The 25,400-nt window shown below is 74.2% G+C and carries 23 protein-coding genes; 12 read left to right on the forward strand and 11 right to left on the reverse strand.

All coding sequences use genetic code 11. From position 1 onward, the window contains the following. The first annotated feature begins 29 nt into the window (after positions 1-29). On the forward strand, positions 30-1,343 hold the full coding sequence (locus N0B34_RS09390; RefSeq protein WP_263731112.1) for an alpha/beta hydrolase: 1,314 nt from the start codon (positions 30-32) through the stop codon (positions 1,341-1,343). On the opposite strand, the gene nrdI is transcribed toward N0B34_RS09390, so the two are convergent. The 3 genes from nrdI to N0B34_RS09405 form a co-directional block, all read right to left on the reverse strand. Then, positions 1,330-1,770 (reverse strand): class Ib ribonucleoside-diphosphate reductase assembly flavoprotein NrdI, encoded by a 441-nt coding sequence (gene nrdI, locus N0B34_RS09395; protein ID WP_263731113.1) that lies wholly within the window; start codon positions 1,768-1,770, stop codon positions 1,330-1,332. The genes N0B34_RS09390 and nrdI overlap by 14 nt on opposite strands. A gap of 47 nt (positions 1,771-1,817) precedes the next feature. Then, positions 1,818-3,005 (reverse strand): TIGR04053 family radical SAM/SPASM domain-containing protein, encoded by a 1,188-nt coding sequence (locus N0B34_RS09400; RefSeq protein ID WP_263731114.1) that lies wholly within the window; start codon positions 3,003-3,005, stop codon positions 1,818-1,820. A 134-nt stretch (positions 3,006-3,139) separates the two neighbouring features. After that, on the reverse strand, positions 3,140-4,294 hold the full coding sequence (locus N0B34_RS09405; RefSeq protein WP_263731115.1) for a M20/M25/M40 family metallo-hydrolase: 1,155 nt from the start codon (positions 4,292-4,294) through the stop codon (positions 3,140-3,142). 160 nt (positions 4,295-4,454) lie between these two features. Between N0B34_RS09405 and N0B34_RS09410 the strand changes: the two genes are divergently transcribed. The 3 genes from N0B34_RS09410 to menC are packed head-to-tail and all read left to right on the forward strand — an operon-like array spanning position 4,455 to position 7,137. Continuing rightward, complete coding sequence (locus tag N0B34_RS09410; protein ID WP_263731116.1) at positions 4,455-5,282, forward strand: GNAT family N-acetyltransferase; 828 nt, start codon at positions 4,455-4,457, stop codon at positions 5,280-5,282. Next, positions 5,282-5,983 (forward strand): MurR/RpiR family transcriptional regulator, encoded by a 702-nt coding sequence (locus N0B34_RS09415; RefSeq protein ID WP_263731117.1) that lies wholly within the window; start codon positions 5,282-5,284, stop codon positions 5,981-5,983. The genes N0B34_RS09410 and N0B34_RS09415 overlap by 1 nt, the downstream gene beginning before the upstream one ends. 35 nt (positions 5,984-6,018) lie before the next feature. Beyond that, positions 6,019-7,137, forward strand: coding sequence for an o-succinylbenzoate synthase (gene menC, locus N0B34_RS09420; protein WP_263731118.1), 1,119 nt, complete (start codon positions 6,019-6,021; stop codon positions 7,135-7,137). Positions 7,138-7,244: 107 nt separating this feature from the next. Here the strand turns inward: menC and N0B34_RS09425 are convergent, their stop codons facing one another. Both N0B34_RS09425 and N0B34_RS09435 read right to left on the reverse strand, forming a co-directional pair. Further along, positions 7,245-8,132 (reverse strand): aminotransferase class IV, encoded by an 888-nt coding sequence (locus N0B34_RS09425; RefSeq protein ID WP_318529978.1) that lies wholly within the window; start codon positions 8,130-8,132, stop codon positions 7,245-7,247. A gap of 210 nt (positions 8,133-8,342) precedes the next feature. After that, positions 8,343-8,774, reverse strand: a complete 432-nt coding sequence (locus tag N0B34_RS09435; RefSeq protein ID WP_263731119.1) for a VOC family protein — start codon at positions 8,772-8,774, stop codon at positions 8,343-8,345. Between the two features lie 165 nt (positions 8,775-8,939). Between N0B34_RS09435 and N0B34_RS09440 the strand changes: the two genes are divergently transcribed. The 3 genes from N0B34_RS09440 to N0B34_RS09450 all read left to right on the forward strand — a co-directional run bounded on the left by N0B34_RS09440 (position 8,940) and on the right by N0B34_RS09450 (position 10,417). Next, entirely contained in the window at positions 8,940-9,356 is a 417-nt protein-coding gene (locus tag N0B34_RS09440; protein WP_263731120.1) for a DUF4345 family protein, read from the forward strand. Positions 9,357-9,516: 160 nt separating this feature from the next. Further along, positions 9,517-9,906, forward strand: a complete 390-nt coding sequence (locus N0B34_RS09445; RefSeq protein WP_263731121.1) for a hypothetical protein — start codon at positions 9,517-9,519, stop codon at positions 9,904-9,906. A gap of 160 nt (positions 9,907-10,066) precedes the next feature. Beyond that, positions 10,067-10,417 carry a hypothetical protein gene (locus N0B34_RS09450; RefSeq protein ID WP_263731122.1) on the forward strand — a complete coding sequence of 117 codons (351 nt, stop codon included), beginning with the start codon at positions 10,067-10,069 and terminating at the stop codon, positions 10,415-10,417. Between the two features lie 162 nt (positions 10,418-10,579). Here the strand turns inward: N0B34_RS09450 and N0B34_RS09455 are convergent, their stop codons facing one another. Both N0B34_RS09455 and N0B34_RS09460 read right to left on the reverse strand, forming a co-directional pair. Then, entirely contained in the window at positions 10,580-11,698 is a 1,119-nt protein-coding gene (locus N0B34_RS09455; RefSeq protein WP_263731123.1) for an NADH:flavin oxidoreductase/NADH oxidase, read from the reverse strand. Between the two features lie 65 nt (positions 11,699-11,763). Beyond that, the gene (locus N0B34_RS09460) at positions 11,764-12,882 is read right to left on the reverse strand and encodes an aminotransferase class V-fold PLP-dependent enzyme (protein WP_263731124.1); all 1,119 of its coding nucleotides are present in this window, start codon (positions 12,880-12,882) and stop codon (positions 11,764-11,766) included. Between the two features lie 359 nt (positions 12,883-13,241). Here N0B34_RS09460 and N0B34_RS09465 point away from each other — a divergent pair, with 359 nt between their 5' ends. From N0B34_RS09465 to N0B34_RS09475, 3 genes are read left to right on the forward strand one after another with little or no spacing between them, the layout of a single operon-like run. Beyond that, a complete protein-coding gene (locus N0B34_RS09465; protein WP_263731125.1) occupies positions 13,242-14,087 on the forward strand; it encodes an amino acid ABC transporter substrate-binding protein in 846 nt (281 codons plus the stop codon). A 3-nt stretch (positions 14,088-14,090) separates the two neighbouring features. Then, a complete protein-coding gene (locus N0B34_RS09470; RefSeq protein ID WP_263731126.1) occupies positions 14,091-14,810 on the forward strand; it encodes an amino acid ABC transporter permease in 720 nt (239 codons plus the stop codon). Beyond that, the gene (locus N0B34_RS09475; RefSeq protein ID WP_412175721.1) at positions 14,797-15,642 is read left to right on the forward strand and encodes an amino acid ABC transporter ATP-binding protein; all 846 of its coding nucleotides are present in this window, start codon (positions 14,797-14,799) and stop codon (positions 15,640-15,642) included. Before N0B34_RS09470 ends, N0B34_RS09475 begins: the two co-directional genes overlap by 14 nt. Positions 15,643-15,683: 41 nt before the next feature. On the opposite strand, the gene N0B34_RS09480 is transcribed toward N0B34_RS09475, so the two are convergent. Continuing rightward, the gene (locus N0B34_RS09480) at positions 15,684-16,592 is read right to left on the reverse strand and encodes a nuclease-related domain-containing protein (RefSeq protein WP_263731128.1); all 909 of its coding nucleotides are present in this window, start codon (positions 16,590-16,592) and stop codon (positions 15,684-15,686) included. 136 nt (positions 16,593-16,728) lie between these two features. Between N0B34_RS09480 and N0B34_RS09485 the strand changes: the two genes are divergently transcribed. Continuing rightward, positions 16,729-18,726, forward strand: a complete 1,998-nt coding sequence (locus N0B34_RS09485) for a nuclease-related domain-containing DEAD/DEAH box helicase (RefSeq protein ID WP_263731129.1) — start codon at positions 16,729-16,731, stop codon at positions 18,724-18,726. 61 nt (positions 18,727-18,787) lie between these two features. Here N0B34_RS09485 and N0B34_RS09490 read toward each other — a convergent pair whose 3' ends face one another. Then, positions 18,788-20,131 carry a chloride channel protein gene (locus N0B34_RS09490; protein ID WP_263731130.1) on the reverse strand — a complete coding sequence of 448 codons (1,344 nt, stop codon included), beginning with the start codon at positions 20,129-20,131 and terminating at the stop codon, positions 18,788-18,790. 539 nt (positions 20,132-20,670) lie between these two features. Here N0B34_RS09490 and N0B34_RS09495 point away from each other — a divergent pair. Beyond that, complete coding sequence (locus N0B34_RS09495; RefSeq protein WP_263731304.1) at positions 20,671-22,050, forward strand: MFS transporter; 1,380 nt, start codon at positions 20,671-20,673, stop codon at positions 22,048-22,050. Positions 22,051-22,134: 84 nt separating this feature from the next. On the opposite strand, the gene fdhA is transcribed toward N0B34_RS09495, so the two are convergent. Continuing rightward, positions 22,135-23,352 carry a formaldehyde dehydrogenase, glutathione-independent gene (fdhA, locus tag N0B34_RS09500; RefSeq protein ID WP_263731131.1) on the reverse strand — a complete coding sequence of 406 codons (1,218 nt, stop codon included), beginning with the start codon at positions 23,350-23,352 and terminating at the stop codon, positions 22,135-22,137. Positions 23,353-23,673: 321 nt separating this feature from the next. Continuing rightward, the gene (locus tag N0B34_RS09505; protein ID WP_263731132.1) at positions 23,674-25,239 is read right to left on the reverse strand and encodes an HNH endonuclease signature motif containing protein; all 1,566 of its coding nucleotides are present in this window, start codon (positions 25,237-25,239) and stop codon (positions 23,674-23,676) included. Positions 25,240-25,400: the final 161 nt, after the last annotated feature.

Raw genomic sequence — 25,400 nt, forward strand, 5'->3', positions numbered from 1 at the left:
CCGCGACCCCCCGCCGATAGCCTGACCGGGTGAGCCCGCAGCCTCCGGCACCGCACATCTACGACATGACCGGCTTCCGGGTGCGCGAGCACCGCATCGAGGTGCCGGTCGACTGGGACGACCCGCACCGGTTCGGCGCGATCGAGGTGTTCGCCCGGGAGATCGTCGACCCGGTGCGCGCCGGTGAGGACCTGCCGCTGCTGCTGTTCCTGCAGGGCGGCCCGGGAGGGGCCGGCCCGCGGCCGATGCCGGCGTCGGGCTGGTGGCTGACGGCCCTCCGCACCCACCGCGTGGTGCTGCTCGACCAGCGCGGCACCGGCCGCTCGTCGCGCGTGGACGGGCGGGTGATCAGCCGCTTCGACGACGCCGCGACCGCCGCCGACTACCTCAGCTGCTTCCGCCAGGACTCGATCGTGCTCGACGCGGAGCACCTGCGGCGCACGGTGTTCGGCGGCCGCCGGTGGTCGACGCTCGGCCAGTCGTACGGCGGGTTCCTCACGCTGGCCTACCTGTCCCGGCACGCCCACGCGCTCGACGCCTGCTACGTCACCGGCGGACTGCCGGGCGTGGACGCCACCGCGGAGGAGGTGTACGCCCGCACCTACCCGCGGCAGCTCGCGCGGTGCTCGGAGCTGGCGCGCACCTTCCCGGGCGACGTGCAGGTGCTGGACCGGGTGGCCGACGAGGTCGCAGCCGGCGGTGTCCGGCTGCCCAACGGCTCGACGCTCAGCGTGCAGCGGCTGCAGATGCTCGGCATGCCGCTGGGCATGAGCACCGGCGTCGACGACCTGCACTGGCTGCTGGACACGGCGCTGGACGCCGACGGGCGGGTCTCGGCGGCGTTCGCCGCGGAGGTGGCGCACCGGACGTCCTTCGACAGCAACCCGCTGTACGCGGTGCTGCAGGAGGTGATCTACCACCAGGGCCGTCGGGCGGGCGGCTGGGCGGCCGCCGCCGAGCAGGCGCAGCACCCGGAGTACGCGCCCGACGAGCGCCCCCTGCAGCTGACCGGCGAGGCGATCCTGCCGTTCGTGTACGACGAGATCCCGGCGCTCCGGCCGTTCAAGGCGGTGGCCGAGGAGCTCGCCTCCCGGACGCACTGGCCGCGCCTGTACGACCCGGAGGTGCTGGCCGCCAACGAGGTGCCGGTCGCCGCGGTGCAGTACTTCGACGACCCCTACGTGGACCTCGACCTGGCCCTCGGCACGGCGGCCGGGATGGGCAACACGCAGGTGTGGGTCACCAACGAGTACCTGCACGACGGGCTGCGCGTGCACGGCGACACGATCCTGCCCCGGCTGATCGACCTCGCCGGCGGCCGGTGGACGGTCACGGGCCGCTGACGCCCTCCTCCGCGCGGGCGGCGAGCGCCGCGTCGAGGTCCTCCAGGATGTGCCGGCACTCCTCGACGTCCCACGGCGTGCCGGCCAGCTCGAACTCGAACAGCATCGGCCGGCCGGACTGCTCGGCGATCTGCCGGGCGGCCATCTGGTAGTACCGGCCGAAGTTGCGGTTGCCGGAGCCCATCACGCCGACCATCAGGCGACGGTTGTGCTCGTCGTCGAGGAAGCGCCGCACCCCTTCGGGGATCGTGTCGTTGGACTCGTTGCCCGTCTTGTAGCTCGGGGTCAGCAGCACCCACGGGCCGTCGACCTGCGACCGCCGGTGCTCCCGCTCGGCGAGGTTGAACACCGGCCGGCAGAGGCGCTCGGCGAACGAGCGGACCAGGCCGGAGGCCGACGAGTAGTAGTAGACGGGCGTCTGCCGCACGGTGCTCAGGATGCCGGTCCTCGAGGTCGCTGTGGTGGGGTCGGCGGTCACGATGCCAGCAGCGCGGCGACGTCGTCGGCGAACGGGAAGCTGCCCGGCTGGTAGCCGCACAGCGGGTCCTCGGCGTAGGGGTCGCCGGAGGTGGCGTAGGCCCGCGACCGAGAGCCTCCGCACACCCGCCCGAACTCGCAGTCGCCGCACCTGCCGGTCAGGCGGTGCTCGTCCCGCAGGCCCGTGAACAGGGGGGACGTCCGGTAGATCTCCGGCAGCGGCTGCTCACGCACGTCGCCTGCGGAGACGGGGAGGAATCCCGACGGGTGCACCGTGCCGGTGTGCGAGACGAACACGAACCCGTACCCGGCGTTCACGTTCACCGGCGGGCGGCGGTTGCGGTCACCGTCGCCCCAGCCGAACGCCGCCGTGCGCTCGGTCAGCTCGCGGTAGAGGTCGCCGAGGCCGAGCGCGCTCACGTGGTCGGCACCCCGCTGCTCCAGCACGTGGCGCTGCAGGTTGACGCGGCGGAAGTGGTGCCCCTCCGTCGTCTTGACCGGCACGTACGGCCCCAGGTCGTACAGGTAGTTCATGACGTCCTCGGCCTGCTGCGGGCTGAGCACCCCGAGGTCGACGCCGCGGCCCATCGGCACCAGCATGAAGGCGCTCCACGTCATGGCGCCGTGCTCGCGCACCAGCCGCGCCAGGTCCGGCAGCTCGTGCACGGTGCGACTCGACATCGTCGAGTTGACCTGCACCTTCAGGCCCAGCTCGCGGGCCGTCTCCCAGGCCGCCACCGTCCGGTCGAACGTGCCGGGAACCCGCCGGAACCCGTCGTGCACCGCCGCCGTCGCGCCGTCCAGCGACAGGGACATCGCGGTGACACCCGCCTCCTGCAGCCCCACCAGTGCGGTGCGGTCCAGCTTGGCGGTGCCGGACGGCGACACCGCCATCGACAGCCCCAGCTCGCGGCCGCGCCGCACCAGCTCGAACAGGTCCGGCCGCTCGAAGCAGTCGCCGCCGGTGATGATGAAGATGGGCGACGGCTTGCCGAAGGAGGCGACCTGGCGCATCAGCTCAGTGGCCTCGTCGGTGTCCAGCTCGCGCGGGTGACGGGCGGGATGAGCCTCCGCGCGGCAGTGCACGCAGGACAGCGCGCAGGCGCGGGTGGCCTCCCAGATCACCAGCAGGGGCCGGTCCGCAGGATCGTGCCGGACGGTGCGGACCACGCGGGTGACGGCCATGCTCGGCAGGTTCGCACCTGGTGGCGCGGGGGTCCCGGGACGATGGGCCCAGGTCTTCACGACGGGGCGTCGGCACCCGGGCGTGTTGCCATCCCGCCGTCCAGCGGCCGTGGGCCGTTCGACCCACTCGGAGGTCAGGCCGTGGCGAGGACGGCTGCCAGCAGGGCGGCGCGCTGCGCGAGGGAGGCGATCAGCACGTGCTCGTGGGCCGCGTGGGCCGCGCCGCCGACCGGACCGAACCCGTCCAGCGACGGGATGCCGGCAGCGCCCGAGAGGTTGGTGTCGGCGGCACCGGCGGCCGGGCGGCCGACGACGTCCTGACCGACCGTCCGCCCCGCCTCGGCCACCGCCTCGAGCAGCCGCTCCGTGGCGGTGCTGGGACCCCAGGCCGGCCGTCGGGAGACGACCCGCGGGGCGACCACGGCCCCGTCCCGCACCGGCCGGAGCGCCGCCAGCCGGTCCAGCACCACGGTCTCGGTGGCGCCGTCGACGAACCGCAGCCCCACCTCCGCCTCGGCGGCGTCCGGCACGACGTTGGTGCGCCCACCCCCGCCCACCGTGCCGACGTTGACCAGCACGTCGGGATGCTCGGCGGCCACGGCACGCAGCACCAGCAGCTGGTCCACCAGCTCGTCGATCGCGTTCACCCCGGACTCCGGGTCGAGGGCGGCGTGCGCCGCACGGCCGGTCACCTGCAGCCGCCACCGCGTGGACCCGCGGCGGGACGTCTTCAGGGCGCCGTCGCGGTGCGGCGGCTCGAGGCCCAGCGCGTAGGCCACCTGGCCGGCCTGCGCGGTGACCAGGTGTCCCGAGCTGGGGGAGCCGATCTCCTCGTCGGGCGTGAGCAGCAGCCGCACCGCTCGGGCCGGCGCGCCGACGGCCGCCAGGGCTGCCCAGGCGGCGAGGACGACGACGAGCCCGCCCTTCATGTCGTAGACACCGGGCCCGTGCAGCAGCTCGCCATCGGTGTGCAGCGGGACGGCCCCGGTCAGCGAGCCGACCGGGTGCACGGTGTCCAGGTGCCCCAGCAGCAGGGCGGGACGCAGGTCGGCGCGGGCGCCGCTGCCCGGGTGCTCCACCAGCAGGGCGTCGCCGTGCGGCAGCGGCAGCCGCCGGGCGGTTGCGCCGAGGGCGGCGGCGTCGGCGGCGATCGAGTCGGCGAAGGTGTCGATCGCGTCGCGGTCGCCGGTGGGCGTCTCGTGCCGGGCGTACCCGACGAGGCGCTCCAGGTCGGCGTCGGCGGACGCCAGCGTGGCGTCGCGCAGGGCGGCGCCGAGGTCGGTGGTCATGGATAGGAAACGTATGCCCCTCGTGCTGTCGAGGCAACGAGCGTGAGGAGCACGATGAACGCGACGTATGATGGCCGCCGGATCAGCCGCCAGCGCCGTTGGCCGGGGCCGTGCGACCGTGCGGCGCCGTGCGGTCGACGACGTCGGGACGGTGGGTGCGGTGCCAGCAGACGGGGCGGCAGAGCGGGGAGTGCCGGGCGGCGTGCCGGGCGGCGTGCCGGATGACGACGGGCTGCTGGTCACCGGCATGTCCGACCCGGTGCTGCTGCAGGAGGCCGCCCAGCTCTACCGGGAGGTGTTCGGGTACACCGACCCGGCGCACGGCGTGAACCCGCGGCTGCTGTCGGCGCTGGCCGCGAACGGCGGGTCGGTGGTCGGCGTCCTGACCCCGGACGGTCACGTGGTCGCGTTCGCTTACGGGTTCCCCGGAGTCGACCGGGACGGGACCGCCTACCACTACTCGCAGGCGGCGGTGGTGCACGGCTCCGCGCAGGGCCGGGGGCTCGGTCGTCGCCTCAAGCGGGAGCAGGCCCGCATCGCCCTCGAGCACGGCGCCCGGCACATGCGCTGGGCGTACGACCCGGCGATCGCCCGCAACGCCCACTTCAACCTCGACGTGCTCGGCGCCCGGGCGCGGTGGTTCCACCCCGACTTCTACGGGCCGGAGTCCGACCGGCTGGTGGTCGAGTGGGACCTCACCGACACGACGCCGACGACGGCCGGGGTGGGCCACACCGACCCGCCGCCGCCGGCCGTCTCCGCCGAGGGTCGGCACTGGGGGGTGCCGGTGCGGGCGGACGGGTCGGTGTACCTTCCGCTCCCGGCGCGCATCGGCGAGCTGGCCGCGGCTGACCCCGCCGCGGCGGCCACGGTCCGGGCGCGCCTGCACCAGGCGCTGCCGGCGCTGATCGACGAGGGCCGCGCCGCCGTGTCCTGCCGTCGGCTCGACGTGGCGACCAGCGTGTACCGGTTCGAGAGGGAGGGCTGATGACCAGCACGACGACGCTGCCGCGGCAGGGGCGCGCGCCGCGGGCCGGCGATGCCGGTGTTGGCGTTGGTCCAGGGCATGGCCCCGACAGCCCCGACGAGCGGTTCGCCCAGCGCCTCGCCGGCCGGCCGTCGGCCGAGGTGCTGATCCGGCGGGTGGTCGGCCAGGAGACGGCGCACCTGCCCGTCGCGCTCGCGGCCGTGGTGGAGCAGGGTTCGCTGCCGCAGGCCGCCGCCCTCGTCGTCGCTGCGCGCCGCCGCTACGTCGCCGGGACCGCCAAGTCGCTGGCGTACGCGACCCTGCTCGCGGCAGACCTGTCCGTCGGGCTGTCGCACGTGCACCTGGTGGACGACGCGACCGTCCGCGCCCTCGACGTGCTCGCCGAGGTGGCGCCGACCGACGTGCTGGTGGCGTTCTCCTTCCGCCGGTACCGGCGCGAGACCGTCGCGCTGGCCAGGGCGTTCGTCGCCGCGGGCGGCACGCTCGTCGCCATCACGGACGACGAGGACGCGCCGCTCGCGGCCATCGCGCAGCAGACGGTGGTGGTCAACACCGACTCCGCGTCGTTCGCCGACTCACCGACCGCCGTCGTCGCGGTCTCGCACCTGCTCGCCACCCTCGCTGCGGCCTCCGCCAAGGGCGCCCGGCGCCGGATCGCCGCCCGCGACGCCCTGGCCGCCGACCTCGACCTGTACCTGTAGCGGTGGCGGACCCCGAACCACCCGAAGGAGCCGCCGTGCGCGTCGTCGCCGCCAGCCTGCACCTGGTCCGCCTGGACCTGGTGCACGAGTTCCAGACGAGCTCGCACCGCAAGGGTCACCTCGACCACGTCCTGGTGCGCCTCGAGGACGAGTCGGGTGCGGTCGGCTGGGGCGAGATCGCCTCGCCGGCGGCGCCGTACTACAACGCGGAGAACGTCGACACCTGCTGGACCGTCGCCGCCGGCTACCTGCTCCCGGCGGTGCTGGGGGCGACCTGGGACCACCCGGCGCAGGTGCCCGCGCTGTGGCGGCGGGTGCGCGGCAACGAGTTCGCCAAGGCCGGCGTCGACATGGCGGCGTGGACGCTGTGGTCCGGTGCGGCGGGGGTGCCGCTGGCCACCGCGCTCGGCGGGACGCGCACCGAGGTGGTGGCCGGGGTGTCGCTGGGGATCGAGCCGACCGTCGACGAGCTGCTGGCTCAGGTCGCCGTGCACGTCGGGCACGGGTACCCGCGGGTCAAGCTGAAGATCGCCCCCGGCTGGGACGTCGAGCCGGTGCGGGCGGTCCGGGCGGCGTGGCCGGACCTCGACGTGCACGTCGACGCGAACGGCGTCTACACGGAGTCCGACGACGACCTCGCGGCGCTGCGGGCGCTGGACGGGTACGGGCTGACGATGATCGAGCAGCCGTTCGCGCCGCGGGACCTGCTGGCGCACGCGCGGTTCGCCGCGTCCGTCGGCACGCCCGTCTGCCTCGACGAGTCGGTGGAGACCTTGGCCGATCTGGCGCTCGCGGTGCACCTGCAGGCCGGGCGGGTGCTCAACATCAAGGTGTCCCGGATGGGCGGGCTGACCGCGGCGGTCGCTGCCCACGACGCCGCACAGGCCGCCGGGTGGCCGGTGTGGTGCGGCGGGATGCACGAGTTCGGCGTCGGCCGGTACGCCAACGTGGCGCTGTCGGCGCTGCCGGGGTTCACGCTGCCGTCGGACGTCTCCGGGTCGGACAAGTACTACGCGCGGGACGTCGTCGTGCCGCCCGTCGTCGCCCGCGCCGGACGCGTCACCGTGCCGACCGAACCCGGTCTCGGGGCGCAGGTGGACGACGAGTGGCTCGCCGGCACGACGCTGCGCAGCGAGCGGTTCACCGCAGGCTGAGAGGTCGCAGCGAGAGGGAGGACGGCAGCCGGCCGAGGACGCCGCAGGCGTGCACGCCTCGGCCCGGCCCACCCCGCGTCAGTCGGTGCGGGGGATCCTTCCCCGCGTCAGTCGGTGCGGGAGATCAGGTACTCGTTGATCTGCCGGGTCAGCTCGAGGTCCGCCGGCCGCTCCTGACCGTCGACCGCGCGCACCGCCACGGCGAGCCGGACCGACGAGGTCAGCCAGATCGCGTCCGCCTGGGCGACCTCCTCGACGCGGAGGTCGCGGAACGCCGTCCGCAGGCCGAGGCTCTGCGCGTACTCGAAGATCCCCTGCTGGGTGGTGCCCGGCAGCACCCCGGCGTCCGGCGGGGTGGTCACCAGCTCGTCGCCGAGCCGCAGCACCACGCTGGACGTCGGGCCCTCGAGCACGTACCCGTCGGTGGTGGTGAACAGCACGTCCTCGGCACCACGTCGGGCCGCCTCGCGCAGCGCCGACTTGTTCACGGCGTAGGAGAGCGTCTTGGCGCCCTGCAGCAGCCACGGGGCCGTCTCGGCGACGTCGAGCGCGTAGCCCCGCGACAGCAGCACGATGCCGATGCCACGCTCGCGGGCCTCCGAGAAGTCCTCGCTCGCGTCCAGGAAGGCCCAGCCGACCGGGCCGGTACCGGCGTCGTGCTCGTCGCCCCTGGTCAGCACGTACTTCACGGAAGCGTCGGAGGCGTCCGGGAGCAGGCTGATGCCCAGCTCGATCGCCGCGCGGTACACGTCGGGGTCCGGCGCCGGCAGGTCGAGCATCGCCGCCGAGCGCGCGAACCGGTCGAGGTGCGCCTGGGAGGCCTGGACCCGGCCGTTGCGGATGGCGGCCGTCTCGAAGATGCCGTCGCCGCGCGTCGCGCCCAGGTTGGTGACGCGCAGCTGCGGGGAGCCGGCGGCGGCAGCCCGGAAGGCGGGACCGTCACCGGTCTGCCCGAGTGCGGGTCGGTCGATCATCACCAGAACGCCGGTGCTCATGACGGGTCCTTCGTCGAGGGCTGCCCGTGGCCGGTCCTGCGGGGCCGGGCACGGCGGACGGCCCGGTCGGCCGACTGCGTCGACCGGGGCCGTCCGTCACGATAGCCAGCCCGTGTGACGGGAATGTTCCGGGCTTCCGTGGCGGACACGGGCACGCCCGCCGCCGCGGGCCGTCGGATCCCGCCGTGACCGTCCCGAGCCGCCGCGCCGTCAGGCCGACGGCGTCCCCTCGGCGGCGATGTTCACCAGCCACACGACGCCGAACCGGTCCGTGCACATGCCGAAGGCGTCACCCCACGGCGCCTTCTCCAGGGGCGTGGTGACCGTGCCGCCCTCGGACAGGCCGGCCCAGTAGCGCCGCAGCTCCTCGTCGTCGGACGCCGCACCGCTCAGCGAGATCGAGAACGCCGACGCCTCCGGCAGCGGCATCGAGTTCGGCGTGTCCGCCGCCATCAGCGTCAGCCCGGACGGCGTGCCGAGCATCGAGTGCATCACCTTGCCGCCCTCCGACGGGTCCGGGCTCGCGTGGTAGTCGTCGAACGTGCTGACCCGCAGGTCGCCGCCGAACACCTGCTGGTAGAACTCCATCGCCTCGCGGGCGTTGTCCCGGAACGAGAGGTACGGGTTGAGCGTCACCGACATGTCGATCTCCTCGCGTCATGGAGGCTCCCTGCGCCCCCGCTCACCTGTCCGACCGCCGGCGGCGGCCGGACTCATCGTCGTCCGGACCACCGACACGCCCCGGTGCCTGCTGTCACGAAGCGGGGGCCTACCCGGTCTGAGTCGGTGAGGAAGGGAGATCCACCCATGAGGACGAGAGCACTGCGCACCGGCCTGGCGCTGCTCGCCGCGGTGGAAGCCGTGCTGGGGCTGTGGACGCTGCTGTTCCCCGCGAGCTTCTACGCCGACGTGCCGACCGTGGACCTCACCCCGCCGTTCAGCGAGCACGCGTTCCGCGACTTCGGTGGCGCCACCCTCGGGCTGGCCGTCGTCCTGACCGCCGCGGCGGTCTGGACCGAGCGACGGCTGGTCGTGGTCGCCCTGCTGGCGTACCTGGCGTTCTCGGCCCCGCACCTGGTCTTCCACCTCGGGCACCTGCACGGCGCCGACGCGCTCTCGGCCACCGCGCTCGTCGTCGTCCTGGCGGCCTCGGTGGCGCTCCCGCTGACGCTGCTCGCCGTCGCGCTGCACCACCGGCAGCCGGCCGCGACGTCAGCCGCGTAGGCCGCGCGGGCCACGAGACGGTCGAGGGCCACCCGCCTCGGACCAGCCGTGCGCCCACCTCGCTGACCAGGGCAGACGTCTTCTCCGGTTGCGGGTCTGCGCACCCGCGCGTCCAATCGAAGACGCCGGGGGACCAGCGAGATGAGGGAGGCGCGTGACGATGAACCAGACCCTGTGGATCGTGCTCGTTGTCGTCGTGGTGCTGATCCTGCTCGGCATCTGGATCGCGCGGTCGCGGTCCGCGGGCGCCGAGGACCGGCGCCGTGCCGAGGCGCAGCGGATCCGCGAGGAGGCCGAGGCGGACCGGATCGAGCTGCAGCGACGCGAGGCGGAGGCGGCCCGCGTGGACGCGCACGCCCGGCTGGCGCAGGCCGAGGCGCAGACGCGTGCGGCGGAGGCTGCGCGGCTGCAGCAGGAGGCGCAGGCCCGGTCGGACGGGCTGGACGAGAGCCGGGCCTCGGTCGACGAGCGCCTGCGTCGCGCCGACGAGGTGGACCCGGACGTCGCGGACGTCCCGGAGCCGGACGCGGGCCCCTCGGCCCGCGCGTGACCCGTCGCGCGACGTCGCGGCACAGGGCACCGATGAAGCGGGACAGGGCACCGATGACCACGGCACCGATGACGAGCCGACCGCCGGCCGAGAGGGCCGCCGACCGTGCCCGGCACCGCAACGAGCAACCAGTGCACGACCGATCGGATGGAGGCGTGTGGTGAGCATCAACGAGGAGCCGGTGACGCCCGAGGAGGAGCTGCTGCGTCGTCGGACGGCCGCCCGTCAGGGCGAGGAGTGGGTCGGCTCGGTGCCGGAGGACAGCCCCGGACCGCGGTCCGGCACGGGACCGCTGGGTGTGCCGGAGGACGAGCTGCTCGAGGAGGTGCCGATCGACAGCCCGGGTCCTGAGTCCGGGACGGTCGGCGGCGTACCGGTGCCCGAGGACCGGGTCGACGTGCCGGAGGACAGCCCCGGCCCGCGGTCGGGCACCGGTCCGGACGGCCTGCCGCTGCCGGAGACCGGGTACGACGTGCCGGAGGACAGCCCCGGCAGGGACTCCGGTCGCTGACCGGACCACAGCTCGGGTCTGCTGACCCGACCACGAGCTCGGGTTCTCGGACCCGGACAGACGCGGGTCCCGACCCGTGCACGCGGCTCTCGACCGCCGCAGGACAGCGGAGGCCGCCCGTTCAGCGGGCGGCCTCCGTGGTGTGCGGGTGCTGTCAGCGCGTCAGGAGCGCACCGCCCGCTCGTACTGCACCGGCCAGCCGGTCGGCTGGCCCGGCGCGACGCGGGCGTCGGCACCGACGTGCTCCAGCGTCGGCAGGGCGACGCCCAGCTCGGCGGCCGCGTGCAGCGCCCACGACGGGTCGCGCAGCGCCGCGCGGGCGATCATCACCGCGTCCGCCGAGCCCTCGACCAGCACCTGCTCGGCCTGCACCGCGGCGCTGATCAGCCCGACGGCGGACACCGGAAGGCCGGACACCTCGCGGATGCGGCGGGCGGCCGGCACCTGGTAGCCGGGTCCCACGGGGATCTGCGCCGGGACGTTGCCGCCGGTGGACACGTCGATCAGGTCGACACCGCGGCCCGCGAGCCCGGCGGCCACCTCGGCCACGTCGTCCACCGTCAGGCCGCCGTCGGTCCAGTCGGTCGCGGACAGCCGCACCACCACGGGCTGCTCGTCCGGCCACACCTCGCGGACCGCGTCCACCACCTGGTGCAGCAGGCGGACCCGGTTCTCCAGCGAGCCGCCCCACCGGTCGGTGCGCTGGTTGGACAGCGGCGAGAGGAACTGGTGCAGCAGGTAGCCGTGCGCGGCGTGCACCTCGGCGACGTCGAAGCCGGCATCCAGGGCACGTCGGGCGGCGGCCGCGAACGCCGCGGGGATCGCCGCGACCTCGTCGTCGGACAGCCCGCGCGGCGCCTCGTAGCCGGGGAACTCCACCCCCGACGGGGCGACGGTGCCCCAGCCGCCGTCCGGGACCGGGACGCTGCCGCGGCCCTCGTGGAAGGGCCGGAACGTGGACGCCTTGCGGCCCGCATGGGCCAGCTGCACGCCGGCGACTGCTCCGCGCGCGTGGATCACGTCGGTGATGCGCGCCCAGGCGGTGGTCTGCTGCTCGTTCCACAGGCCCGTGTCCTGGGGGCTGATCCGACCCTCAGGGGTGACGGCCGTCGCCTCGGTCAGCACCAGCCCGAAGCCGCCTGCGGCACGGGCGCCGAGGTGCACCAGGTGCCAGTCGTTGGGCACGCCGTCGACGGCGGAGTACTGGCACATCGGCGACAGCCAGGCGCGGTTGCGGACGGTGGTGCCGCGCAGGGTCAGCGGCTCGAAGAGGAGGCTCACGTGCACAGCGAACCGCATCGGACGTCCCATGATTCCCAGGGTCGGCCGATCCCGCCGCCGGTCGGTCAGGCGGGTGGGAGGGTGCGGACCGCGGCAGCCAGGCGGTGCAGGTCCTGCTCGTCGGTGTAGACGTGCGTCGCCAGACGGGCGGCCGTGCGGCCGTCCGGCACCGTGCCGGTCCACAGCCGCACGCCGGCGGCCGCGAGCGCGTCCCGCAGCACGGGGAGCGGTGCCGGGACGACGAAGCCGCGCAGCCGGGCCGGCCGCATCGAGGGCTCGCCGGTCGGCACCCAGCCGAGGTCGGTGAGCACCTGGTCGGCCCGGTCGGCCAGTGCCGCCGCGGCATCGAGCCGGCCGGTCCGGTCCCACGTCCGCCACTCGTCCAGCGCCCGCTCCAGCCCGCGGACCGGCGCCGGGTCCCACGTCCCGCGCCAGCCGAACCGCTGCAGCAGCGGCTCGTCCAGGTGCAGCGCGACGGCCGCCGGCCGCACCACGTCGACCAGGGCCCGGTCCACCCACAGGAAGCCGAGCGGCCGCGGCACCGGCAGCCACTTGTGCAGCGACCCGTACACGGCGGCGGCTCCGAGCGACCGCACGTCCAGCGGCTCGTGGCCGACCGAGTGCGCGGCGTCGACGACGAGCATCGCGCCGGCCGCCGCCGCCAGGCGGGCCACCGCCGCGACCGGCATCCGCAGGGCGGTGGACGACGTGATCGAGCTCAGCACGACGTACCGGGTCCGCGGCGGCAGGGCTGTGAACAGGTCGGTCACCGCCGCGGAGGCTGCCGGCACCGGCAGGGGGAGCCGCAGCACCGTCGCGCCGACCGCCTCGGCCCGCACCTGCCAGGCACGGATCACCGACTCGTACTCACCGTCGGTCAGCACCACGACGTCGCCGGCGGCGAGGGGCAGCGACGTCGACAGCGCCCCGGACGCCTCTGTCGACCCTGCGACGACGGCCACGTCGGCCGGGTCCGCGCCGATCAGCCCGGCCAGGACGGCGCCGACCCGCCGCAGGTCGTCCTGCAGGCCGGTGCCGAGCGACGTCTGGGTGTCGGCCTCGGCGGCCCGGCGCACCGCGTCGTGCCAGGTCAGGGCTGCACGGGTCGGTGCGCCGAACGACGCGTGGTTCAGCTGGACGACGGCGCGGTCGAAGGCGAAGTCCTCGACGAACGAGCGGATCACGGGCCGACCCTACGCGCGGACGCGGACGACTCCGTCTCACCACAGGAGACGGCGTTCCGAGGGGTGGTCACGGTGTGTTGCCATGGCGGCATGCGCGACGAGCTGACCACCACCACGGCCACGGCCGTGGCGCGTGCGTGTCGTCGCCACTGCTGTCGCCGCTGAGCGACCCCCGCGCCGCCGTCGCGCGACGCCCCGGACGATCTCGTCCCTGAGGTTCCCCGCCTGCAGCATCCGGCTGCCGGCACCACCGCGTGCGGCACCGGGAACCGCCCCGCAGGATCGACTCCCAGGAGTCGGTCCGTCTGTGACACAGCTCCGCAGGGCCACCACGGCCCGCTCCACCGAGAAGAGGCACCATGCACGCCCGTCATCTGCGCACCGCCCTGATCGCCGCCGCCCTCGTGGTGGGCCTGGGCGCCTGCTCGTCCACGGGCGGGTCGGGATCGGCCTCCGCCACCGGCTCCACCGGCTCCGGCGCGGCGGCCGCCGGCGCCGACCAGTCGCTGGCCAAGGTGCAGAAGGCCGGCGTCATCACGTTCGGCACCGAGGGCACCTACAAGCCGTTCAGCTACCACGCCGACGGTGGCGGCGACCTGACCGGGTTCGACGTCGAGGTCGCGCGGGCCATCGCCAGCAAGCTCGGCGTGAAGGCGGCGTTCCAGGAGACCCAGTGGGACGCGATCTTCGCCGGGCTCGACGCCGGACGGTTCGACGCGATCACCAACCAGGTGTCCATCACCCCCGAGCGGCAGGCGAAGTACGAGTTCTCCACGCCGTACACCGTCTCCACCGGCGTCATCGTCGTGAAGCAGGACAACACGTCCATCACCTCGTTCGACTCGCTCAAGGGCAAGACCACCGCCCAGTCGCTGACCAGCAACTGGTACAAGCTCGCGCAGTCCAGCGGCGCCAACGTGCAGTCCGTCGAGGGGTGGGCGCAGTCGGTCGCCCTGGTGCAGCAGGGGCGCGTGGACGCGACGATCAACGACAAGCTCACCTACCTCGACTACGTGAAGACGAACGGCCAGTCCGGCCTGAAGATCGCCGCGGAGACCACGGACAAGAGCCAGAGCGCCGTCGCGCTGAAGAAGGGCGCCACCGCTCTGACCCAGGCGATCGACACGGCCCTGAAGCAGCTGGCCGACGACGGCACGCTGACGTCGATCTCGCAGAAGTACTTCGGCGCCGACGTGACCAAGTAGCCGATGCCCGTGCTGACCAGCGGGGTGCTGCCCACCGTGCTGCCGGGCGGAGCCCTGTCCACGGTCGACTGGGGACTGGTAGTCCGGTCGGCACCGACCATCGCGCTCGGTGCCGTCCGGGGGACCATCCCGTTGGCCCTGCTGTCGTTCGCCGGCGGCATGGTGATCGCCGTCGGCGTCGCGCTGCTGCGGCTGTCCCGCAACGCGGTGGCCCGGGGCGTCGGCCGCGCCTACGTCTCGGTGGTGCGCGGCACCCCGCTGCTGGTGCAGCTGTTCGTCATCTTCTACGGACTGCCGTCGATCGGGCTGGTGATCAACCCGTGGCCCAGCGCGATCCTCGCGTTCTCGCTGAACGTCGGCGGGTACGCGGCCGAGATCGTCCGGGCGGCGATCCTCTCGGTGCCGCAGGGGCAGTGGGAGGCGGCGTACGTGATCGGCATGTCCCACCGACGGGCGCTGGGGCGGATCATCCTGCCGCAGGCGGCGCGGGTGTCCGTGCCGCCGCTGTCGAACACGTTCATCAGCCTGGTGAAGGACACGTCGCTGGCGTCGTTGATCCTGGTCACGGAGCTGTTCCGGGAGGCGCAGAAGATCGCCGCGTTCAGCCAGGAGTTCATGCTGCTGTACCTCGAGGCGGCGGCGATCTACTGGCTGATCTGCCTGGTGCTGTCCGCGGGGCAGGCCCGCCTGGAGACCCGGTTGGAGCGTCATGTCGCCCGTTGATCCCGCGGTCCCGGGCGGTCCGGTCGCTCACGGTCCGATCGCTCACGGTCCGGTGGCTCCGCGCAGCGCCGAGGTGGGCCCGGCACTGGTCACCGTCACCGACCTGCACAAGGCGTTCGGCGCCGTGCGCGTGCTCGATGGCGTCGACCTGACGGTGCACCGCGGCGAGGTGCTCGCCGTCATCGGCTCGTCGGGCTCCGGCAAGACGACGCTGCTGCGCTGCCTCAACGGCCTGGAGACGGCCGACTCCGGGGTGATCGAGATCGCGGGCGGCGCCCGCGTCGACTTCGGCGCCCGTCCCAGCCGCCGGGAGGTGCACGCGCTGCGCGACCGGTCGGCGATGGTGTTCCAGCACCACCACCTGTTCCCGCACAAGACCGTGCTGCAGAACGTGATCGAGGGACCGGTGGTGGTGCAGCGCCGGCCGCGCACGGAGGCCGTGCGGGACGCCGAGGCGCTGCTCGACCGGGTGGGGCTGGCCGACAAGCGGGACGTGTACCCCGTGCAGCTGTCCGGTGGTCAGCAGCAGCGGGTCGGCATCGCCCGCGCGCTGGCGCTGCGGCCGCAGCTGCTGCTGTTCGACGAGCCGACGTCGGCCCTCGACCCCGAGCTGGTCGGTGAGGTGCTGTCCCTGATCCTCGAGCTGGCGCGCGAGGGCTGGACCATGGTGATCGTCACGCACGAGCTGCAGTTCGCCCGCGAGGTGGCGCACCGGGTGGCGTTCGTCGACGCCGGCCGCATCGCGGAGATCGGCCCGCCGGACCAGGTGCTGCGAGACCCGCAGCACGAGCGCACCCGGCAGTTCGTGCACCGCCTGCTGCACCCGTTCTGATCGTGCCTCTGTGACGCTGTGCGTCTGCCGCACCCCGGACGTCAGTGACCGATCAGCACCGCCGAGCTCACGAGCGCGGGCAGCACCCGGATCGCCAGGAACCCGATCACCGCGACCACCGCCAGGCGCAGCAGGAGGGCGCCCGTCGAGGAGCCCCGTGCCCGTGCCGTGCGCCCGCCTCGACCACCCCGGGCCGGCACGCTGCCCCGGTCGCCCGGGCCTGGTCGGACGTCGCGCTGCACCTCCCGCGGTGGCCGCCGCCGGCTCGCCGCACCTCGCGCAGCACGTCGTCCGGTGCGGGCAAGGTCGGCTGTGCTGCTCAGCCTCGGGCTCACCGGTCCGGTGAGGGCCGCGGTCAGCTGGCGCCCGACGTCGGCCACGTCGTACGGGGTCAGTCGTGGCGGCAGGGTGAGCAGCAGCTCGGGGAGCTGCCAGCGGCCGACGACGGCGGCGGAACCGGCCGCCAGCGCGGCCGGCTGGTCCTGGGCGACGAGGCACAGGGCCGCTCGTACGGCCGACCGGTGCTGCGGTGCGAGGAGCGCCGTGACGGCGGCTGCGGCGTCCGCGACGCCTGCCACCTCGCCCGTGCGGGCGTAGCCGTTCTGCCGCAGCACGCCCTCCCGCAGCTCCACCGTGCCGGACCAGTGCTTCGCGTCGATCACCACCACGCCGCCCGGACCGATGGCGATGTGGTCGATGTTGGCGCGCGGTCGGCCCGGCCAGTGCACGTCGTGCAAGGCCGTCCAACCGTGCCTCTCGAGCACCGTCAGCGTCTGGGCGACCAGGCGTTCACCCTCGGCGCCGGCAGCCCAGTTCCGCTGGTCACGCCGCAGCCGCTCGAGCGCCGCCTCGTCCACCGCGGCGCCCCGCGCCGCTTCCTCCCGGTACCGCGCGGCACGCCGCGCCTTCCGGCTCACCTGCTGCTCGGCACCGAAACCTGCGTCGTTCATCGTCTGCCCCCGGGTGCGAGATCGGCGGGCGCGGGGCCAGGCTTGAGGGCGGCGCGCCGGGCTGTGGTCGGGACCACCCGATCGAGTCCTCAATCCGGGGGCGGTGCGCGCCGATAGGTGCACAGGAGGTCGATCCATGCCAGCAGGGCAGTCCGCGGGGGGCCGTGCCCGGCGTCGGGCTGCCCCTGCGCCGACCGACACGGTCGGCCGTGGGCACGTCGAGCAGATGCTCGAGCCGCTGGCGTCCCGCGAGTACCGGCTGCTGACCCGCCGGCAGTGGCCCCGGACGCGGCGCGCGCAGGTCGACGTGGTGGTGATCGGACCGTCCGGCGTGTTCGTCGTCGGCTGGCTCGACGGCACGGACGTGCTGGTCGGTGAGGACGTCATGCTGCGCGGCAGCGAGGACGTCACGGGGGAGGCGCTGGCGCTCGCCGACCTGTCCGACCGCATCGAGGCCGAGCTGGTGGAGACGGGCCTGGCGCCGGCGGAGGTCCGTCCCGTGCTGGCGCTCGGCGGCTGGCAGGGGGTGCAGCGGCAGATCGGCCCGGTGCTGGTGGTCAGCGAGCGGGAGCTGCTGCGGGTGGTCGTCGGGCGTGGGCCGCGGCTGACCCCGGGCGAGGTCGACGCGGTGCTGGCGCGGGCGCTGGCCTCGTTCCCGGCCGAGCCGGAGGACGCGGAGCCGGCGGTGCCGGTCCAGGGCACCGGGCTGACGGACGAGGAGGTGCAGGCGGCGCTGCTCGAGGGGCTGCTGGCGCCGCCGATCGAGCAGTGGATGGCGTTCCTCGAGCCGGTGCAGTCACGCCTGGTGCGGCGGTCTTTCGACGGTCCGGCGCTGGTGCACGGCGCCGTCGGCACCGGCAAGACGACGGTCGGCCTGCACCGCGCCGCATACCTGGCGCGGAACCGGCCGGGGCGGGTGCTGGTGGCGACGTTCACGCGCACCCAGCCGCCGGTGCTGGCGGAGATGCTGGGCCGGCTGGCCCCGGACGTCGTCGACCGGATCGACGTGGTGCACGTCAACGGTGTCGCGCGGCAGGTGCTCGACGAGGCGGCGGTGCCCTTCGCCACCGGCGTCCGGCCCGTCGCCTCAGCCTGGGCGGCGGCGTGGTCCCGTGCCGGTGCCGGCACGGTGCTCGACACGCTGCCCGTGTCCCCGGAGGACCAGGGCTACTGGCACGACGAGGTCACCGCCGTGATCAAGGGCCGTGGGCTCACCCGGTTCGAGCAGTACGCGCTGCTGCCGCGGCTCGGCCGGCTGCGGCCGCTGGGGCCGGACGAGCGGCGGGCCGTGTGGGACGTGTACGTCGCCTACCAGGAGGAGCTCGTCGCGCGGGACGTCGGCGACTGGGCCGACCTGGTGGCGCTCGCCGGCGTGCACGTGCCGCAGACGTCGTACGCGCACCGGTACAGCGGCGTGGTGGTGGACGACGCCCAGCACCTCAGCTGCGCGGCGCTCGACATGCTGCACGCGATGGTGGGCGACCGGCCGGACGGCCTGATGCTGCTCGGCGACGCGCAGCAGGGGCTGTATCCCGGCGGGTTCACCCCGGCAGAGGCGGGGATCGACCTGTCCGGCCGCACGGTGCGGCTGACCACGGCGCACCGCACCACGACGGAGATCCTCACTTTCGCCACCGAGCTGGTGTCCGGCGAGCCCGTGGTCGGTCTCGACGGGTCCGTCGGGCCCGCGGACCGTCCCGCGTCCGTGCCCCGGCACGGTCCGAAGCCGCTCTACGTGCGCTGCGGCAGCGACGACGACCGGGCGCGGCGGCTGGTGGCCCGCGTGAAGGACGTGGTGCAGCAGGTCGGCACCGGGTACGGGGACGTCGGCGTGCTCTGCCTGACGATGAAGGGCATGGACGTCGCCGTCGGGGCGCTCAACGGGGCCGGCATCCCGGTGGTGCTGCTGGACGACGACGACCGTGCGGTGCCCGATGCCGTGCGCGTGGGTACGGTGCGGCGGGCCGCCGGGCTGGAGTTCCGGCAGGTGGCGATGCCGGACGTCGCGACGAGCTGGTTCACCGAGCCGGTCGACGGGAACGGGGCCGAGCAGGAGCACCACCGGCTGCGGATGCGGGAGCTGTACGTGGCGATGACCCGGGCGCGCGACGGGCTGTGGGTGGCCGGCGTCTGACGTCGGCATCCAGCCGGTCGGCTGCATCGCCGGCGCGGCGGGACCGGTACCGGACCGGGGCTCAGTGCGCGAGGAGGTCGGCCTCGTGCCCGCGGTTGCGGGCGCGGCAGACGAGCTGGGCGAGGGTGCGGGCGCCGAGGGCGGTGGCCAGGACGACGGCGGCGAGCAGGGCCGGTGGGTGGGTCAGCTCGATGCCGAACGCGGCGGCGAAGAACGGGGCTCGTTGGGTGACGGCGAGCACGCCGACGGCCATGATCAGCGCGACCTGCGGGACGGGCACCGGGTGGCCGGTGGCCGCGGCGGCCAGCGCGACGGCGGTGCCGAGCGCCCCGCCGGTGGCCAGGGCTGGGGTGAGCAGCCCGCCGGCGGCGCCGGCCCACAGCCACCCGGCGGTGACCGCGGGCTTGACCAGGATCAACGCCGCGGCGGCGGCCAGTCCCAGGGTGGCGGCGAACGCCGTGTCCAGGATCGCCTTGCCGTTGCCGGGTACCTCCGGCAGCCACCAGGACACCAGCCCGGTGACGGCGCCGGCCGCCGCGAGGGTCAGCGGCAGCAGCGCCGAGCGGTGCACGGTCAGGTGCCGGGACACCGACGTGGACCGGGCGAACAGCAGCCCCACGGCGGCAGTCAGCGGGACGGCGACCAACGCGGCGACCCAGGTCGCGGTGGTGACCGCGGTGGTGGGGAACGGGTAGACCGGGTGCCGGCCGACCACGGGCCACGCGGTGACGGTGGCGATCACGCTGGTGGCCGCGGCGATCAGGGCGATGCGCCAGTGCTTGGACAGCAGCAGCACCTCCAGCACGTAGACCGCCCCGGTGACCGGCACGTTGTACACGGCGGCCAGCCCGGCGCCGGCCGCCGCGGCGACCAGCACCCGCCGCTCCCGGTCGTCCAGGGCGAACCAGTCCGACACCTTGGTGGCCACCGCGGCCGCCCCCTGCCGGGGGGCACCCTCCCGGCCGATCGACGCACCCGCACCCACGACGACCGTCTGCAAGATCGCGTCCAGCCAGGTCGGGGCGAACACCAGCCTGCGGTGCGGCTCGTGCAGCACGGTGGTGACCGGTACCACGTGGTCCCGGCGGCGCAGCAACCACCACACAACACCCGTCACCAGCCCCGCGACCAGCGGCGCCAGCAACCGGCGGACCAACGGGACACCGGCCACCGAGTCGGTCAGCCCGTGCGCGGTCGGCCCCAGCGCCACGTGCTGCACCCCGTGCAGCAACGCCCAGAACAACGCCCCCGTCACCCCGGCACCCAGACCCGTCAGCGCCGTCGCCGCCGCCAGCCGCAGCACCCACGGACCAGCCCCCGGCTCACCGGCGAACGGCCCGAACACCCGACCACGGGACCCGTCCCGACCCTCGTCCGAGGTCGCCGCATCGATCTCCGCGCTCATGCCGACCATGCTCGCCCGGCGCGGCCGGACACCCGGGGGACCTGTGTCCGCGGACGTGCCCCTGCGGCACCCACGGTGGGGCGCGGCTCGAGCACGAGAACCGGGCCCGCGTCGCCGCGCTCGGGCACGCGCACGGGCACCAGACGGGGTCCGAGGATGCGGCCGGATGAGCTCACGCAACCGTTGTACTCGACCATCCTGTCCCGATCGCACTCGGCAGCAGGGGCACACGGGACGTGCACCAGAGGAAGGTGCAGGCCCCGGCGCGTGCCTCGGTGCGGGAATGGTTGTCACCGGAGCGCGGTTGTCGAGGGTTGGCCCGAGCTGCGCGCCCCGGGCGGCGGCAGACCTGCGGAACACCTGCGGAGGCGATCCTGACCAGCACCAAGCCCCAGCCCGGCCCGGTGAGCACGCCCGGAGCGGCCGGTGCACCGGGGGGCAGCCCGACCGGCCGTCCCTCAGGCCCGTCGGACGCGACCGTCGCACGCGGCGGCGGTGTCGGCTTCCGTTCGGAACGCGGCCCGATCCTGATCGCGATCATGGTGACCACCGGTCTGGTGGCCATCGACGCGACGATCCTGGCCACGGCCGTGCCGACCATCGTCAAGGACCTCGGCGGCTTCGCCTCGTTCCCCTGGCTGTTCTCGGTGTACCTGCTGACGCAGGCCGTCGCGGTGCCGATCTACTCCAAGCTCGCGGACACGGTGGGCCGCAAGCCGATCGTGCTGATCGGCGTGGGGCTGTTCCTGCTCGGGTCGGTGCTGAGCGGGTTCGCGTGGTCGATGCCGACGCTGATCGCTTTCCGCGCGATCCAGGGGCTCGGTGCCGGTGCGGTGCAGCCGATGGCCATCACCATCGCGGGCGACATCTACACCGTCGAGGAGCGCGCGAAGGCGCAGGGGTACATCGCGTCGGTGTGGGCGTTGTCGTCCGTGGTCGGCCCGACCCTGGGCGGCGTGTTCAGCCAGTACGTGACGTGGCGGTGGATCTTCTTCGTCAACGTGCCGCTGTGCCTGGCGGCCGGCTGGCTGCTGGTCCGGCACCTGCACGAGCGCATCGAGCGGCGCCGGCACACCATCGACTGGACCGGGGGCGCGCTGCTGACCGTCGCCTCGACCCTGCTGATCCTGGGCCTGCTCGAGGGCGGCAACGCCTGGGCGTGGGACGCGCCGCAGAGCATCGCCGCGTTCGGCGTCGGCGTGCTCGCGCTCGTCGGGTTCCTGCTCGTGGAGCGGCGGGCCGCCGAGCCGGTGCTGCCGCTGTGGGTGATGTCCCGACGGCTGCTGGGCACCACGGCGCTGATCGCCGTGGGTGTGGGCGTGGTGCTGATCGGGCTGACGTCGTACATCCCCAGCTACCTCGAGGCGTTGCTGCACGTGTCGCCGCTGACCAGCGGGCTGACGCTGGCGATGCTGACCATCGGCTGGCCGATCTCCGCGTCGCAGGCCGGGCGGCTGTACCTGCGGTTCGGCTTCCGCGCGACCGTTCTGCTCGGGTCCGTGGTGGTGGTCGGTGGCACGGCGGCCCTCGCGCTGACCGCCGGGCGACCGTCGGTGGTGGTGGTGGGGCTGACGTGCTTCGTCGTCGGCCTGGGGCTGGGGCTCGTCGCCGCGCCGAGCCTGATCGCTGCGCAGTCGAGCGTCGGCTGGGGCGAGCGCGCGGTGGTGACGGGCGCCAACATGTTCGCCCGGTCGATGGGCAGCGCGGTGGGTGTGGCGGTGCTGGGCGCCCTGGTCAACGGGCTGATGCACGGTGCGGACGCCGGTGCCGACCCCGTCCGGTTCCGCGGGGCGGTGACGGCCGGGTTCGTCGGCGTCGCGGCGGTGGCCGTGGTGACGACGATCGCCGCGCTGGCGATGCCGCGGAACCGTGCCGACGTGCCGGTGCGCGGCGGCGCGGAGTCGGCGGCGGCTGCCTGACGTACGGCGGCCGCCTGACGTACGGCGGTGGAGACGGCCCGTTCGTCGGACCGTCCCCACCGAGCACCCCTCAGGCAGCGCGCCTCACGCCGCCGGCACCATGCCGTGCGGGTCGATGACGTACTTGCGTGCGGCGCCCTTGTCGAACTCCTCGTACCCCTTCGGGGCGTCGTCCAGGCTGATCGTCGTGGCGTTGACCGCCTTCGCGATGTGCGCCTTGTCCGCCAGGATCAGGTTCATCAGCAGCCGGTTGTAGCGCTTGACCGGGCACTGACCTGTGGTGAAGGACAGGGACTTCGCCCAGCCGGTCCCCAGCTTCACACCGATCTGACCGACCTTGGCGTTCTCGTCGACGGCACCCGGGTCGCCCGTGACGTACAGGCCGGGGATCCCGAGCGCCCCACCGGCACGTGCGACGGTCATGATGTCGTTCAGCACCGTCGCCGGTGCCTCTGCGGCCCCTGCGCCGTGCCCCTTCGCCTCGAAGCCCACCGCGTCGACTGCTGCGTCGACCAGCGGCTCGCCGACGATCTGCTCCAGCATGTCGGGCAGCGAGTCGCCCGAGCTGAGGTCGACCGTCTCGCAGCCGAAGCTGCGGGCCTGCGCCAGGCGCTCGGCGTTCATGTCGCCGACCACCACCACGGACGCGCCGAGCAGCTGCGCCGAGTACGCGGCGGCGAGGCCGACGGGTCCGGCGCCGGCGACGTACACGGTGGAGCCGGTGCGGGTGCCCGCGGTGTAGGCGCCGTGGTACCCGGTGGGGAAGATGTCCGACAGCATCGTCAGGTCGAGGATCTTGGCCAGCGCCTGGTCCCGGTCGGGGAACTTCAGCAGGTTGAAGTCGGCGTACGGCACCATCACGTACTCGGCCTGGCCGCCGAGCCACCCGCCCATGTCCACGTACCCGTAGGCCGCGCCGGGGCGGGCGGGGTTCACGTTGAGGCAGATGCCCGTCTTGCCCTCGTTGCACATGCGGCAGCGGCCGCACGCGATGTTGAACGGGACCGAGCAGATGTCGCCCGGCTTGACGAACAGCACGTCGTCGCCGACCTCCACCACCTCGCCGGTGATCTCGTGGCCCAGGGTCTGCCCGATGGGCGCGGTGGTGCGGCCGCGGACCATGTGCTGGTCGCTGCCGCAGATGTTGGTGGTGACCAGCTTGAGGATCGCGGCGTGCGGAGCCTCCTTCTTCACGCCGAGACCTTTCACGACGTCGTCCGGCAGCTCGAGCCTGGGGTAGTCGATCTGCTCCACGGCGACCTTGCCTGGGCCCTTGTAGACGACGACACGGTTTGTGGTCATGAGGTGCTTCTCTCGTTACGTCCAACCTGAATGCGTGCACGTCGAGGGCACGAGCCTTGCCGACGGCGTTGTGCGACCACCGCGACGGCGTCGCCGGAGGGCGGCCCACAGCCGCTCCCGGCCCGTGACGACGACTTCCCGTCTCGCGTCGCTTCACGTGACCTGTGTCACAACCTTCATCAGCAGGCTAGGCGCCGGACGAGGGACGGCAACCGGGTGCAACGACGTGCACGCAGCGCCGCCAGAGCGGGGGTCGCGCAGGACGCAGGCGCACGGCGTCGCGGACGGGCGAGAACGTGGGCTGGCGAGAACCGAGGCCGGCTAGAACGGGGGCACCGCGGGGTACCCCGACGGGGTCGCCGCACCTGCTGCGCCGCTGGAAGCCCCGCTCGCGCGGCCCGGCCTCCGCCCGTCGCCGTCAGTCCCGGCCGGGGGTGGTGGCCACAGCGCGGTGGCTGGTCGGGTCCGGTAGCGACGGCCGGTCGGGGAGTGCCAGCGCAGCGTCCCACCGCCCTCGTGGACCACCCGCCAGCCGGCCTCGTGCTTGAGGCGGTGGTGCTTGCGGCAGAGGGTGGCCAGGTTGTCGAGGCCCGTGGTGCCGCCGTCGGTCCAGGCGGTGGAGTGGTCCACGTCGCAGCTCGCCGCCCGGCGGCGGCAACCGGGGAACCGGCACGTCCGGTCGCGGATCGCCACGGCGCGGCGCAGGTCGGCAGGGACGGTGTACCGGTCCCGGCCGACGGACAGCACCGTGCCGGTCTCGGGATGGGTCAGCACTCGCGTGAACGTCGGCGCGTTGGCGCACAGCGTCCGGGCGGTCTCGAGGTCGATCGGCCCGAACCCGTCCAGCTCGGCCGGCTCGTCCGAGTGGCCGAGCAGGCTCAGCACGGGCACGGTCAGCACCACCTGCGGTGCGATGGCGTGGACCCACGACGGGATCCCGGCACCGGACTCCTCGGCGTTGCACTCCTCGGCGCTGGCACACGCTGCCCCGTGGGTGGCCGGCGGCTCGTCAGCCTCGGCGGGCCGTGCATCGTCGTCCGCTTCGCTGCGGGCGTCGGTGGTCAGCAGGAGGTCGCACAGCACGTCCGCGCGGAGCTGGGGCCGGGTACGGGGTTCGTCCGGGCCGGTGAGCGTTGCGGCCAGGTCGTCGAGGCGGTTCGCGATGCCCATCGCGGCGGCGGCCGGCAGCAGGGCGGTCAACCAGCAGAGGTCGGCGTCGGCGGGGGTCACGTCGACGAACCGGTCGGCCACGGCCCGGGCGGTCTGCTCGGCGGTGGTCGGCACGTGCCGTGCACGCCACCGACGGGCCGCAGCGCGCAGCTGCGGAGCGGTCAGCCGAGCGGCCCGATCGGCCAGCGCCGCATCCGCGCGGGCCAGCACGTCGGGGTCGGTCACCCCGTGGAACACGTCCAGCACCGCGTCGACGTGCGCGCCCGACACCAGTCCCGCCGTGTGGGCGGCGTGCAGCCGGGGGAGCGCCGCGAGCATGGTGATCCGCGTCAACCGGCGCGCCAAGGTGCCCTCGGCCAGGTGCAACGTCGCGGCGAGCTCCGCGAGCATCCCGCGTGCACCCCACTCCCGACGACGGCGCGCGTCGCGGTCCGCGCACCGCGCCGCGAGCTCGGCCGCCCCCCACAGGTACGCCGCGGGCAGGCGGGTGTCGAAGCGGGCTGCCGCCGCGGTCACCGCCTGCGCCTGCTCCGCCAGTCCCGCGAGCTCCACCGCCACCGGATCGCACGAGTCGTCCGTCAGCAGGTCCCCGGGGAAGTGCGGCACCTGCACCGACATCGGCGCAACCCTCGGCTCCGGTGGCGGCACGGGCCCCGTGGCCGTCGACGGCACCAGCTCGGGCAGCGGCAGCGGGGCGACAAGACGCCCGTCCCTCACCGCTACCAGCTCCATGAGCCCATCACACCACCGACCACTGACACGCACCGCCGTGCAGAAATGGCGGCTGACCTGCACTCATATCCACGGGCGCGCCCCTGTGGACGGCTCACCGACCTACGCGCGAGCCAGCTCGCCGCGGCGCCATCGGCAGACCGGCG

It is taken from the genome of Cellulomonas sp. SG140 (assembly GCF_025770785.1).
Lineage (GTDB): Bacteria > Actinomycetota > Actinomycetes > Actinomycetales > Cellulomonadaceae > Cellulomonas.

Coding starts and splice junctions, on each gene's coding strand:
- N0B34_RS09475 (WP_412175721.1), top strand. CDS start 14,797: ATGTCGCCCGTTGATCCCGCGGTCCCGGGCGGTCCGGTCGCTCACGGT.
- N0B34_RS09470 (WP_263731126.1), top strand. CDS start 14,091: ATGCCCGTGCTGACCAGCGGGGTGCTGCCCACCGTGCTGCCGGGCGGA.
- N0B34_RS09485 (WP_263731129.1), top strand. CDS start 16,729: ATGCCAGCAGGGCAGTCCGCGGGGGGCCGTGCCCGGCGTCGGGCTGCC.
- N0B34_RS09480 (WP_263731128.1), bottom strand. CDS start 16,592: ATGAACGACGCAGGTTTCGGTGCCGAGCAGCAGGTGAGCCGGAAGGCG.
- N0B34_RS09405 (WP_263731115.1), bottom strand. CDS start 4,294: ATGACCACCGACCTCGGCGCCGCCCTGCGCGACGCCACGCTGGCGTCC.
- N0B34_RS09435 (WP_263731119.1), bottom strand. CDS start 8,774: ATGTCGGTGACGCTCAACCCGTACCTCTCGTTCCGGGACAACGCCCGC.
- N0B34_RS09440 (WP_263731120.1), top strand. CDS start 8,940: ATGAGGACGAGAGCACTGCGCACCGGCCTGGCGCTGCTCGCCGCGGTG.
- N0B34_RS09445 (WP_263731121.1), top strand. CDS start 9,517: ATGAACCAGACCCTGTGGATCGTGCTCGTTGTCGTCGTGGTGCTGATC.
- N0B34_RS09400 (WP_263731114.1), bottom strand. CDS start 3,005: ATGGCCGTCACCCGCGTGGTCCGCACCGTCCGGCACGATCCTGCGGAC.
- N0B34_RS09495 (WP_263731304.1), top strand. CDS start 20,671: ATGGTGACCACCGGTCTGGTGGCCATCGACGCGACGATCCTGGCCACG.
- N0B34_RS09415 (WP_263731117.1), top strand. CDS start 5,282: ATGACCAGCACGACGACGCTGCCGCGGCAGGGGCGCGCGCCGCGGGCC.
- N0B34_RS09465 (WP_263731125.1), top strand. CDS start 13,242: ATGCACGCCCGTCATCTGCGCACCGCCCTGATCGCCGCCGCCCTCGTG.
- N0B34_RS09425 (WP_318529978.1), bottom strand. CDS start 8,132: ATGAGCACCGGCGTTCTGGTGATGATCGACCGACCCGCACTCGGGCAG.
- N0B34_RS09490 (WP_263731130.1), bottom strand. CDS start 20,131: ATGAGCGCGGAGATCGATGCGGCGACCTCGGACGAGGGTCGGGACGGG.
- fdhA (WP_263731131.1), bottom strand. CDS start 23,352: ATGACCACAAACCGTGTCGTCGTCTACAAGGGCCCAGGCAAGGTCGCC.